Source organism: Paraburkholderia sprentiae WSM5005 (genome assembly GCF_001865575.2).
Taxonomy (GTDB): domain Bacteria; phylum Pseudomonadota; class Gammaproteobacteria; order Burkholderiales; family Burkholderiaceae; genus Paraburkholderia; species Paraburkholderia sprentiae.
In genome coordinates, this window is sequence record NZ_CP017563.2 from 893,002 (window position 1) to 904,649 (window position 11,648).

13 protein-coding genes and 1 pseudogene are annotated in these 11,648 nt (G+C 60.2%); 6 read left to right on the top strand and 8 right to left on the bottom strand.

Annotated elements, in window-relative coordinates:
* Nucleotides 1–32 precede the first annotated feature (32 nt).
* The 5 genes and pseudogenes from BJG93_RS32605 to BJG93_RS32625 all read right to left on the bottom strand — a co-directional run.
* Nucleotides 33–143, bottom strand: a pseudogene (locus tag BJG93_RS32605) (YciI family protein); the annotation flags it as partial.
* 1 nt (nt 144) lies between these two features.
* Nucleotides 145–960, bottom strand: coding sequence for an ankyrin repeat domain-containing protein (locus tag BJG93_RS32610; protein ID WP_027194580.1), 816 nt, complete (start codon nt 958–960; stop codon nt 145–147).
* Nucleotides 961–974: 14 nt separating this feature from the next.
* Nucleotides 975–2,291 (bottom strand): DUF2974 domain-containing protein, encoded by a 1,317-nt coding sequence (locus BJG93_RS32615; RefSeq protein WP_071336714.1) that lies wholly within the window; start codon nt 2,289–2,291, stop codon nt 975–977.
* Between the two features lie 15 nt (nt 2,292–2,306).
* Entirely contained in the window at nt 2,307–2,624 is a 318-nt protein-coding gene (locus tag BJG93_RS32620; RefSeq protein ID WP_231337641.1) for a hypothetical protein, read from the bottom strand.
* Entirely contained in the window at nt 2,617–2,859 is a 243-nt protein-coding gene (locus tag BJG93_RS32625) for a hypothetical protein (protein WP_027194582.1), read from the bottom strand. Before BJG93_RS32625 ends, BJG93_RS32620 begins: the two co-directional genes overlap by 8 nt.
* A gap of 516 nt (nt 2,860–3,375) precedes the next feature.
* On the opposite strand from BJG93_RS32625, the gene BJG93_RS32630 reads away from it, so the two are divergent.
* Nucleotides 3,376–4,281 (top strand): cation diffusion facilitator family transporter, encoded by a 906-nt coding sequence (locus BJG93_RS32630; RefSeq protein WP_027194583.1) that lies wholly within the window; start codon nt 3,376–3,378, stop codon nt 4,279–4,281.
* 74 nt (nt 4,282–4,355) lie between these two features.
* Here BJG93_RS32630 and BJG93_RS32635 read toward each other — a convergent pair whose 3' ends face one another.
* Together BJG93_RS32635 and BJG93_RS32640 are read right to left on the bottom strand one after the other, a co-directional pair.
* Nucleotides 4,356–4,628 (bottom strand): hypothetical protein, encoded by a 273-nt coding sequence (locus BJG93_RS32635; RefSeq protein ID WP_027194584.1) that lies wholly within the window; start codon nt 4,626–4,628, stop codon nt 4,356–4,358.
* A gap of 282 nt (nt 4,629–4,910) precedes the next feature.
* Nucleotides 4,911–5,357, bottom strand: a complete 447-nt coding sequence (locus BJG93_RS32640; protein ID WP_027194585.1) for an SRPBCC family protein — start codon at nt 5,355–5,357, stop codon at nt 4,911–4,913.
* 289 nt (nt 5,358–5,646) lie between these two features.
* Between BJG93_RS32640 and BJG93_RS32645 the strand changes: the two genes are divergently transcribed.
* Nucleotides 5,647–6,381 (top strand): haloacid dehalogenase type II, encoded by a 735-nt coding sequence (locus BJG93_RS32645; RefSeq protein ID WP_027194586.1) that lies wholly within the window; start codon nt 5,647–5,649, stop codon nt 6,379–6,381.
* Here the strand turns inward: BJG93_RS32645 and BJG93_RS32650 are convergent.
* Nucleotides 6,364–6,963 carry an NUDIX domain-containing protein gene (locus BJG93_RS32650; RefSeq protein ID WP_027194587.1) on the bottom strand — a complete coding sequence of 200 codons (600 nt, stop codon included), beginning with the start codon at nt 6,961–6,963 and terminating at the stop codon, nt 6,364–6,366. The two genes, BJG93_RS32645 and BJG93_RS32650, sit on opposite strands and share 18 nt — an antisense overlap.
* 79 nt (nt 6,964–7,042) lie before the next feature.
* Between BJG93_RS32650 and BJG93_RS32655 the strand changes: the two genes are divergently transcribed.
* The 4 genes from BJG93_RS32655 (at nt 7,043) to BJG93_RS32670 (ending at nt 11,315) form a co-directional block, all read left to right on the top strand.
* Nucleotides 7,043–7,798 carry a DeoR/GlpR family DNA-binding transcription regulator gene (locus tag BJG93_RS32655; RefSeq protein ID WP_027194588.1) on the top strand — a complete coding sequence of 252 codons (756 nt, stop codon included), beginning with the start codon at nt 7,043–7,045 and terminating at the stop codon, nt 7,796–7,798.
* A gap of 246 nt (nt 7,799–8,044) precedes the next feature.
* A complete protein-coding gene (locus BJG93_RS32660; protein WP_027194589.1) occupies nt 8,045–8,845 on the top strand; it encodes a transporter substrate-binding domain-containing protein in 801 nt (266 codons plus the stop codon).
* A gap of 362 nt (nt 8,846–9,207) precedes the next feature.
* Nucleotides 9,208–10,881 carry an alpha,alpha-trehalase TreA gene (gene treA / locus BJG93_RS32665; RefSeq protein ID WP_027194590.1) on the top strand — a complete coding sequence of 558 codons (1,674 nt, stop codon included), beginning with the start codon at nt 9,208–9,210 and terminating at the stop codon, nt 10,879–10,881.
* A 62-nt stretch (nt 10,882–10,943) separates the two neighbouring features.
* Complete coding sequence (locus BJG93_RS32670) at nt 10,944–11,315, top strand: DUF2784 domain-containing protein (protein ID WP_027194591.1); 372 nt, start codon at nt 10,944–10,946, stop codon at nt 11,313–11,315.
* Nucleotides 11,316–11,648: the final 333 nt, after the last annotated feature.

Here is an 11,648-nt window from a genome sequence, read left to right on the forward strand (position 1 = left end):
CGCGCCGCCGTCGGGCACGTCGGCGAGCGGACAATCACGTCGTCGATACGCTCCGCTTCGACGACGAGCAGCGTGCCATTCATCGCATCGCATTGCGGCGCGAGTGTCGGCCCGCCGAGGCGCACGAACACGCCACGATGCGCTTCAAGGCAGCGCAAGCTTGCTGTCATCGAGCCGTCGCGGAGGATTGGTTCCCCATCGTGCTTTTATCTGCTCCGGCGTCTCAGGCGGCCATTTCACGCCCATCTTGATGATGCGGTCGCGGATTTCAACCAGTTTGACACCTAGTTCAGAGGTGAGGCCTACGTGTTTTATTTGCGATTCCAATTGTCTTGGAAACGAGATTCCGTTGATGTTGTAAGTGTTGGGGTTGGCTCCGCGATCGAGAAGGTAATTGACTGCCGCAGTGTCATAGCCAGTTAGCGCTTCGTAGAGAGATGTGTTGCGCAATGAATCGCGCCGGTTCACATCTGCGCCACGTTCCACGAGCAGCTTGAGTGAGCCCAATTTACGATCGCTTGCAACATCAAAAATTATCGGAGTGCCTTCTGATATCAAATTTGGATCAACACCGCCGTCCAGCATCGCACGCAGGAATTCCGGCTGGGAGCTGTTGAGCACGACCCCGAGCGGATCGCCAAAATCCGGCACCTCTTGCAAGGGATCGGCTCCGGCCTTCACCACCTCGGACATAACGGCAAGCCGATGCGGGTCGCGCTGCAATGCCTCCTGAAACGCAAAAAACAGCATCGTCATGTTCTTGCGCCCGGGCGTGTTCAGGTCCGTCTTTGGTGCCAGCCGCCTGACCTGCTCCGTGTCACCTCGCTCGATGGCCTGCGCCAGTTCGAGTTGCGGGCCGCTGAAAAAATCAGTGGCGGGAAATTTTTTCATTGCATGAACCACAGGGAATAGCGCCAGTAACAGCACCGGCACGATAAGGATTCGGCTGAGTGTTTTCATCGCTTTCAGCCCCGTTATGACAGTGCTTCAAGTACAGAGATGTCCTCCGCCTTCTGCTGCTCGATGCCGTCTATTGCCTGCCTGATGAAGTGCCGCGACACGGGCGAGCCGCTGCCGGGCAGCGGATAGGCAGTACCGGCTGCAGCGGGCAGCGGCGTCCACGTCTGTGCCACGGTCAGAATGTCGCTGTTCACATGGTACGCATTGATGTTCGATGGCGTGACCTGGCCGCCGTAGTGTTCGACCGTCTTCGGGTGCAGACCGGCGGCATTGAAGCTCCAGCAGTCCTTGCCGCTGGCGACGGATGCAGCCGAACACAGGCCGCCGCCCAGGGAGTGACCTGTTATGTCGATAGGTTCGGTAATCTCAGTAAGCTTGGTGCCACTTCTTACTGCCCGTGCGTAATATTCCGATTCGATATTCACGCTCTGGTTAACATTGTTCGACCAGTCGGCCAGGTTCGTCATTTCGGTTCCCTTGAAGGCGAGGGTGGGCTTCATATCGTTGCCGAAGACCGCCGCATCCGGTTCATACACCTGCGCTCCAAAATTGGAACCCTTGATTTTCAGGTCTTTCGGCTTCAAGCCATACTGATCCAGAAATTCCGTATCCCCGCTGCGGTTCGCCCACCCTTCTGGCACCGGCCTTGACGGCTCGTAGACATGATCGGAGAGTCTGGCCTTCTCCACCGCGACATTGTTGCGTGCGAGCCGTTCAGCCGCCGCCCGCACGCGCCCTGACATGGCCGCATTGCCCACCGCAATCAGCGCCTTGCGCGTCTGCCACCGCTGCGCCTTGGTCAGTTCCTGTGGTATCTCGATGCGCGGCGGTGTCGCCCTGGCTGCGCGCGCAGCGCTCAGCCGGGTTTGCCAGGTGGCCGGATCGTACTGGACGGACAGAATGGGTTCGCGGTCCGGGTGACTGCCGGTCCCCGCTGCGATATTCCGCAACGGCGTGCTGGTGTAGGGTGACGGAAACAGGCTATCGCGAGGGCCTTTAATGGCAAGCAGGGCACCCCGGCGCACCTCTTCGAGAAGCGCAACGATGACCCACCAGCCATCGGTGTCAGGGTTGCGGTCCCGTACGCGATGAAAAAACAGCCAGTGACTGCCAATGAGATTGCTGACCAGCTTCCGGTCCTGCTGCCACGCCCTGTGATTCAGTTGGGCAATGTCAAGAAACTCCCGGGTCTCTGCCCTGGCTCTCTGAAGGTCTGCGGCCTTGCCGAGGCACGCTTTATAGTGCCATTCGTCGCAGATGACATAACAGGCACCCGGTGGCCGCTGGCAGAACAGCTCCACCGAGTGCATCTCAAATACGGACAGGGACATAGGTGTGTCGATGGTCTATCTGAAGTCGCTGCCGGGGTTGACAGCAGCCAGATAATTACCGTGCGACAGGCAGTCCGTACATGGGCGACCGCCCAAAATCTCCTCGGCTTTCGATGAAACTGTTCGCGCCAATACGGCGCATACGTCCGCGAGCGCATCCTCGAAGAGACCAAAAATCGACACCTTCGGAACCGTTGAAGGAGCGGAGCACTGCTCCACTACCTCTTCCAAGCTCAACAGCCCTGCCAGTGCGTGCAATTGATCGACGCAGATAACGGCGGTGTCAGGCATCGCGGTATCCGGCTGTACAGAGGCGTTCAGAAAGTCAGGCATGACACTGCCCCGTCGCATTGTTGTGCGCCTGGATGAAAGCGAGCGCGGCGGCGAGTAGCGTGCCGATGATAGGGAATGAGATAGACGATTGCGTTTGCTCAGGAAGAGAAGGGACGTGACGCATGGGACATGCCTCCTGTATCGGGTTGATGAACCCGACGCCGCAAGGCCATGCGTCGCGCTGTGCGCGGAACAGGTCGAACACGACATCCTCTGCCAGCGCAAGCTCGATCAAGCTTCCTTCCCGTTACTCGTATTCGAGCTTGCGCAGCAGGGCCGCATAGTGCTTCTTCAGGCGTAGCGCCTCCGCCAGCGTCTCCATAGGCCGGCCGCTTTGCGCGCGGGGGGCGCGCCGCCGGGTTCGTCGAATGCAACAACGGTGTCGTGCCGTGCTTCGTCGATGCGGCAGCGACGCAGCCAAGATTGGCGCAACTGCGACGGCTCAGGTACGGGACAAGCGGCGAATGCGATATTCGTGAATCGCAAATAATTGCGACGGGTGGCGCGGTAGCGAGCGCGGGCAAGGCTCAGCGATAAGCGGCCGGCGCGAAGCACCTGCTCGTGTAGACGCCCCAAGACAAGCCCAGGTAGACGTGCGGATCGGAGATAGCCTAATCGCGCAGGCGCCGGTCGGCTCGACAGTTAGTTGCTTTTCAGGTCTGTCTGCCGGGTCGCCCTATTTCCGGCGCCGCGCGCCGATATACTCCTCTGACTCCTGATCGTCTTTCAGCCACGGGCCGCCACTCAGACCATGAAAGCAATGGACCTCGAACAGCGCATCCTCAAACAATCGCTGCTTTGCACCGTGATGATCGCCGGACTCGGCATCGCGGTCGGGATTCTGAGCGGCTCGCTGTCGATCATCTTCGACGGCATGTTCTCCGCGCTCGACGCCGCGATGTGCAGCCTGTCGCTCCTCGTCACCCGCCTGCTGCGGCAGGAGAGCAGTCGACGCTTTCAGCACGGCTTCTGGCACATCGAGCCGCTCGTGCTGGTGTTCAACGGCAGCCTGCTGTCGGTGCTGTGCTTTTACGCATTCATCAACGCGGTCAAAGGCCTGCTCGACGGCGGCCACGAGCTCGAGTTCGGCTGGGGCGTCTTCTACGCAGTGGTGGTTGCGGCGTTCTGCTTCGTCATGTTCTTGCGCGAGCGGCGCGTGAATCGCGCGATCGACTCCGAACTGATCGGGCTCGACATCAAAAGCTGGCTGATGTCGACGTGCGTCAGCGCGGCGCTGCTGCTGGCTTTTTCGATGGCATGGCTGCTCGAACGAATCGGGCACGGTCACCTGACGCCGTACATCGACCCCGGCGTCCTCGCATTGCTGACGCTCGTCCTGATCGCGATGCCGATCGGAACCGTGATCGGCGCGGTGAAGGAAGTGTTGCTCATCACGCCGCCGGATCTCGAGCACGAGCTACGCGACCTGATGCGGCAACTGACCGCCGACTATGGCTTCGTCAAGCACTCGCACTACGCGACGCGCGTCGGCCGCGGCCTGTTTGTCGAGGTGCATATCGTGTTACCCGAGGCGATGGAGCACGCCGGCGTGCGTCAGTTCGATCAGATTCGCGACAGGATCTCGCGCGCGATCGGCGAATCGGGCCCGGACCGCTGGCTGACGGTGGCGTTCACGCGCGATCCGCGCTGGTTGTAACGACGTGCTGCTGGCGCGCTCTTGGGCGCATGGTCTGAACGCCGAGCCGCAAGGGGAATCGATGTCCTACGCGGTTAGTCCCCAAACGGGTTGTCGGTGCCTTTCACTTCGGTACTGAGGTTGTATTCCGCGCGCACGGCCTTGAGTACGCCCTCGATGTCGCGCTCGAAGCCGACCGCATTGCCAAAGTGGGTCATGTTCCAGTTGCAGCCGGTCTTGTCAGCCTCTTGCAACTGCGGCCGCGGCACACGAATCTTCACGCCATCCTCGACGATTTCCTGCAGTCGGTGGATGCGCCTATTGACCTCCTGCTGCAGCTGCGAGGCATTGAGCGTCTTGCGTATCATGCTGGTCTCCCTGCGGGTTGCTCGAGCCGAAATAATTGCGAAGAAAAACCGAAAGTTGCGGGTATCGAACTGGCTGTTCCATGAGAGTTTATCGTCGCATAGCCGCCAGCCAAAGTGGCGCAGTGCACCAGCCACAAGTTCGACTGCGCTTGTGATGACGCTAGCTGAATGTCGCTTTTGATCGTGCAGCGGGTGACGAGCGGTTCGCTCGCCCCGCTGCATGTTTCGACGAATACGTGGCTTGAGACGGAACCAGGCGGAGGCGCCTGTATCAGCTACCGCTCAGTCCGGAATTTCCGGCTCGACCAGCTTCGCCAGTTGCGCGAGCGACTCCTGCCAGCCGAGGTAACACATCTCGACCGGAATCATCTCCGGGATCCCCTCCTGCACGATGCTCAGTTCGGTTCCACACGACACCTGCCGCAACGAAACGGTCGTATGCATCTGACCGGGCAGATTCGGATCGTCGAATTGATCCGTGTAGCGGATCTTGTCGAACGGCACCAGTTCGACGTACTCGCCGCCGAACGAGTGACCCTTCCCCGAGCCAAAGTTATGAAACGACATCCTGTAGCTGCCGCCGACGCGCGCATCCATCTGATGCACCTCGCAAGTGAAACCATACGGCGGCAGCCATTTCGCCATCGCAGCAGGTTCGAGAAACGCGCGATATACACGCTCGGGTGTCGTGCGCAAAACGCGGTGGAATTTGACGGTTCCGGTAGCCATGATGAGTGCACCTTTCACTAGAGGGGTTGAACATACTGTCACGACGCGCCCGCGTTGCGGGAATCGACGCGCATGAGACCAGGCAAAACCCGTAGACGGTATCACCGCGAGCCGTCGCTGCTGCTGCTTTTCCTTGTGGGAACGCGGTAGACGTACGATGCATTCCCCGTTGTATCGACCGCGTCCGCCGCCGCTTCGAGCCCATCCACCGATCTCCACCATCCATATCAACGCGGGCTGACTTTTCGCCTAACATGAATTGTTCTCGCAACAGCGATAAAGGAAAGACATGGGCATCGACCCGACGAATCCAACCGGCATCAAAGCTTTCGTCTTCGATGTGTTCGGAACCGTGGTCGACTGGCGCAGCGGTGTCGCGCGCGAAGCACAGCCGTTTCTGAACCGGCATGCGCCGGATCTCGACGTGTCCGAATTCGTGGATGCATGGCGTCGCGAGTATTCGCCCGCAATGGAAGAAGTGCGCAGCGGACGCAGGCCCTATGTACGGCTCGACGTACTGCACCGCGAAAACCTCGTCAAAGTGCTCGCGCATTTCGGCATTGCCGGCGCTTGCGAGCCCGAGATCGATGAGCTGAACCTCGCCTGGCATCGTCTGGACCCGTGGCCTGATGCCGTCGACGCTTTGCATCGACTGAAGCGGCGCTTCATCATTGCACCGCTCTCGAATGGGAACATTCGCCTGATGGTGGACATCGCAAAGCGTGGCGGTTTGCCGTGGGATGCCGTTCTCGGTGCGGAGGTCGTCCGCGCTTACAAGCCCTCGCCACGGGTCTATAGCGAAACGGCGGAGATTCTCGCCATCGCGCCGCGCGAACTATGCCTGGTTGCCGCACATAACAACGATCTCGCCGCCGCCCGACGCGTCGGCCTGAGCACCGCTTTCGTGCGGCGGCCAACGGAGCATGGTCCCCATCAGACGAGCGATCTGAAGGCGGACGAGGCGTGGGACTTTGTCGTCGACGACCTGCACGAACTCGCGACGCAACTAGGCTGCGCGCGCTGATGCAAGCCCGCGTAAAGCGACATACTGCAGCAGCATGATCGTCTTACCGTCGACGATTTCCCCTGCGTCGATCGCTCGCAACGCGGTCTGCAACGGCATTTCGACCACTTCGAGATCTTCCCCTTCGTCCTCGATGCCGCCGCCATCGTTCACCCGCATCGAAGCGTCGTATTCGCCGACATAGAAATAAAGCTTTTCGGTCACGGATCCCGGGCTCATGTAGGCCTCGAAAATCTTGTGGACCTGACCGACGCGATACCCTGTTTCCTCCTCGACTTCGAGCCGGATACGTTCTTCCGGTGAAGCGTTGTCGAGCAATCCGCCCGGCGCTTCGATCATCATCCCGTCGTGACCGTTCACGAACGCCGGCATGCGGAATTGCCGCGTGAGTATCACGTTGCCGGTGCGTGGACTGTGCAGCAGGATCGTGGCGCCGTTGCCGCGATCGTAGGTCTCGCGATTCTGGCGCTGCCATGTGCCGTCGCGGCGCAGGAAGTCGAAGGTTACCTTCTTCAGCGTGTACCAGTCGTCCGATAGCAAAGTCGTACCGACGATGCGAACCCGGTCTTTCGTTGCAGTCATGGCGGCTCCTGTCGACCATCGAGAATGATTCATGGTATCGTGCACTTTCGTGCAATTTCAAGAGATTTCGTGCAACGCAATGTTGACGACCCAACGCAAGAAAGCGATTCTCGACGAACTCGCGCGCAACGGCCAGGTACTGGCCGGCGAGCTGAGCGCGGCGTTCGGTGTGTCGGAAGATACGATCCGCCGCGATTTGCGCGAGCTGGCGGCAGAGGGGCGGCTGCAACGGGTCCACGGCGGTGCGTTGCCCGCATCTGCCGCGCTCGCGTCATTCGAGCAGCGTCAGGACATCGAGACGCTCGCGAAGCGGCGCATCGCGCGGCGAGCAGTCGAGATGATTGCGCCGGGGCAAACCGTGATCGTCGACGGCGGCACCACGTCGGCGCTACTGGTCCAGGAACTGCCGCCCGATTTGCACGCGACCATCGTCACGCATAGTCCGAGCGTCGCCACGGCGCTTGCCCGGCATCCGTGTGCCGACGTGATCCTGATTGGCGGGCGGCTCTACAAACATTCGATCGTCGCGGTCGGCGCCGCGGCGATGGAAGGTATTTCACGCATCCATGCGGACCTGTACTTCATGGGTGTGACCGGCGTGCATCCGAGCGCGGGCCTGAGCACCGGCGACTTCGAGGAAGCCGCGATCAAGCGCGCGCTCGCCTCGCGCGCGGCGGAAACAGTGGTGCTGGCATCCTCGTCGAAGCTGAACGCCGCGTCGCAGTTCGTGATAGGCGACATCACGCTCGCGCAGACCATCGTGGTCGAGAAGAAGACCAGCGCGGAATTGACCAAACCGATCGAAGCGGCGGGAGTGACGGTGGTCAGGGCGTAGCGGTGTGGAGGTCGCTCCCGGTCGCGCTCAATCATCCAACGGCCGATCATGCGAGTCCCGCGATTTTTCGAAGCCGCAGTTCATCCCCGCACGCCCGCTCGAACAAAGACAAAACAGACGACTTTTGGAGTGCTAGGATGACGCCCGCCACCCGGCTAGTTCCGCGAAACACACCGCCGGGTGGCGGGCACGATGATGAAATCGTTGGTTGTGCAGCCTGATACTCAAGTACAGAGGAGACACTCAATGAATCTTTCGAAGCTGCTTATAAGCGCGTTGGCTCTTTCTGCTCTCAGCTTTACCGCAATCGCGGCGCATGCCGAAGATCTGCTCGACTCGGTCAAACAGGCCGGCGTCCTGAAGATCGGCCTCGAAGGCACCTACCCCCCATTCGACTCGCGCAACAAGGACGGTGAGCTGGAGGGGTTCGACGTCGATGTCGCGAAGGCCGTGGCAGCGAAGCTCGGCGTGAAGCCGGTATTTATTCCGACCGAGTGGAGCGGCATTATCGCGGCGCTGCAAAGCGGCAAATTCGACGTGATCATCAATCAGGTCACCATTACGCCGCAACGCAAGCAGATTCTTGACTTCAGTCAGCCGTACACGTACTCGGCCGCGCAGCTGATCCAACGGGCGGACGACAAGCGCGAGTTCAAATCGCTCGACGAATTCAAAGGCGACAAGAAGATCGGCGTGACGCTCGGCACCAACTACGACCAGATGGCGCGCGCAGTGCCGGGCATCAATGTACTGACTTATCCCGGCGCGCCCGAGAAGCTGCGCGATCTCGCCGCCAAGCGTATCGACGCGACGATCGACGACCGGCTGATGCTGCCGTACATCATCAAGAACTCGCAGTTGCCGCTGCGCACGGGCGCGGTGCTCAAAGGCGCCAATCAGGAAATGGGCATCCCCTTCCGCAAGGACAATCCGAAGTTTGCGAAAGCACTCGACGACGCGCTAACCCAACTGAAGCAGGACGGCACGCTGAAAAAGATCTCGATGCATTGGTTCGGCACGGACGTGACGCAGCCCATCGCGCAGTAATTTTCTCGTTGTTCCCGCGTACTTGCGCCGACTTGCCGAACGGTCGACGCGGGTACGTGGCTTGCTCGCCGAGCGATTTGTCTCCCGGAATCGCTCGCGATCAACGCTTCCATTGCTTCGAACCACGAAGCACGCGCAAATTCGCCATTGCGCCCACCGCCCTCCTTCGTTTATCACGTTTCTTTCTTCATGCTGACTGCATGCAGGATGTGCTGCCCCGCAGTTGCCTGATGCGTCGAAAGCGTGCGATGCTTTTGAAGCCATCGATCCGGCCACCTCGTGCCGGACTCGCATGTCGCCGGGAGACGGCATCGAATGGCGTGCGATGAGACCAGTGAAATGCCCACAACCTTGGAGGCATCATGAACATTCAGTCACTGTCTCGCACCGGCACCGCATCAAACGCGCATCTTTCTGTCTGCACAAACAACTACTTCGTGCCGCGACGTTCGCCGATCGCGATCGGCGTCGCATGCATCGCCACATTCGTGTTCGCGTCCGCGAGCTGTCTGGCCGATACCCAGGTGGGCGCCGCGCTGCCGCCCGCGCCCGACATTCTGTACGGCGATCTGTTCGTTGCCGTGCAAACCGCGCAGATCTTCGCCGACCAGAAGACGTTCGTCGACGCGACGCCGAATGGCAGTCCCGCCGCGATCGTGCAGGCGTACGAAACGCAGAAGAATCAGTCCAGCTTTTCGCTGCAGAAATTCGTCAGCCAGTACTTCACACCGCCGCCCGATCAGAGCATCACGCCGCCGCCGAACCAGAGTCTGCGCGAGCACATCGACTGGCTCTGGACCGGCCTCACTCGCACGACGACGAGCGCGCCCGACTACAGCTCGCTGATCCCGATGCCCAAACCGTACGTCGTGCCGGGCGGCCGCTTTCGCGAAGGCTACTACTGGGATACCTATTTCACGATGCTGGGGCTGCAGGAGTCCGGACGCGAAGATCTCGTCGACAATATGCTCGACAACTTCGCGTATATGATCGACACGTTCGGCCATATTCCGAACGGCAATCGCACGTACTATCTGAGCCGCTCGCAGCCGCCGTTCTACTCGTATATGGTCGAGCTCGCGGCGCAAAAGGAAGGCAATAAGGTTTATCAGAAGTACCTGCCCGAGCTGCGCAAAGAGTACGCGTACTGGATGCAGGGCTCGACCAGCACGCCGCGCGGCGGCGCGACGCGCAATGTGGTCGTGCTCAAAGATGGCACGGTGCTGAACCGCTACTGGGACGAACTCGACACGCCGCGCGACGAGTCGTATCTGGAGGACGTGCAGACCGCACAAGCGAGCGGCCGGCCGGCCAACGAGATCTACCGCGATCTGCGCGCGACCGCCGAAAGCGGCTGGGATTTCAGCTCGCGCTGGTTCGGCGACAACCAGACGCTCGCCACGGTGCGCACGACATCGATCATCCCCGTCGATCTGAACAGCCTGATGTTCCATCTCGAGACGACGATCGCACGCGGCTGCTCGGAGACACGCGACTTCCGTTGCGTCGCGCAGTTCATCGGCTACGCGGCGCGGCGCGCGGAAGGCATCAACCGGTATCTATGGAATCGCAACGGCTATTACGGCGACTACGACTGGCAACTCGGCAAGGCACGCGATAACCAGACACCGGCGATGCTGTACCCGTTGATGGCCGGCGTGGCGTGGCCCGATCGCGCGTGGAAGACCGCGCAGACCGTGCAGAACGTGCTGCTCAAGCAGGGTGGCCTCGCGACCTCGACCTATAACACCACGCAGCAATGGGACGCGCCGAACGGCTGGGCGCCGTTGCACTGGATCGCGATTCAGGGTCTCAAGCGCTACGGTCGCGCCGACCTCGCGCAGCCGATCGGTACGCGCTTTCTCGCGGACGTCGAGAACGTCTACAACACGCAGCAGAAGCTCGTCGAGAAGTACGTGGTCGAAGGCGCGGGAGAAGGCGGCGGCGGAGGTGGTGAGTATCCGCTGCAGGATGGCTTCGGGTGGACTAATGGCGTAACGTTGATGCTGCTCAATCTGTATGGCCATGGGCAGTGAGTCGTCTCCGCCAGTTGAGATCCGAGCGACGTCGTCTCGAGAATCGTGGTAGTGGAAGCAGCATGGTCTGGCTCGCCAATAGTGTCCTCGTGCTACACGCGCTGATCGTGCTGTTTATCGTCGGCGGACTATTCGCGGTCTGGATCGCCCACGGTTTGCGACTCGCGTGGGCGCGCAATCGCACATTCCGGACCGCGCACCTTCTCGCCATCGGCGTCGTGGCGATCCTTGCGGTGCTCGACGTGCCGTGCCCGTTGACGGTACTCGAGGACTATCTGCGCACGGGTACGGCCGGCCCCCAAGGCTTCGTACAGCGCTGGGTTAGCGCCTGGCTGTTCTACGACTTTCCGGGCTGGGTATTCGTGCTCGCGTACGTCGCGTTCCTGCTCGCAGTGATTCTCACCTGGTACCGGATTCGCCCGCGATCCGGTTGATTTTTTTATCTATCCACGGTGCATTATCGCCGGTTAAATTTGCCATTTAATTATATTTTCAAGCGCAAATAATTCCGACAACGGAACTGAGAATTCCTGCAGATAATCACTGCCTGGTCCCTTGACAGACCTTGTTTCACAGCCTATTTTCAGTCTTGCTGTAAGCATCGGAAAGATTCAATCTTGAAAATTTTCTTGAAATGTCGAGATAAATCGACAGGGAATTCCGTTGGCCATTCAACCCACAATTGCAGAAAGCAAATAGAAATATAAACGCAAGTCGTTTGAATTAGTGATTTTGGGAAAAGCTGTCCATGCAACCGCTGCGTGCCT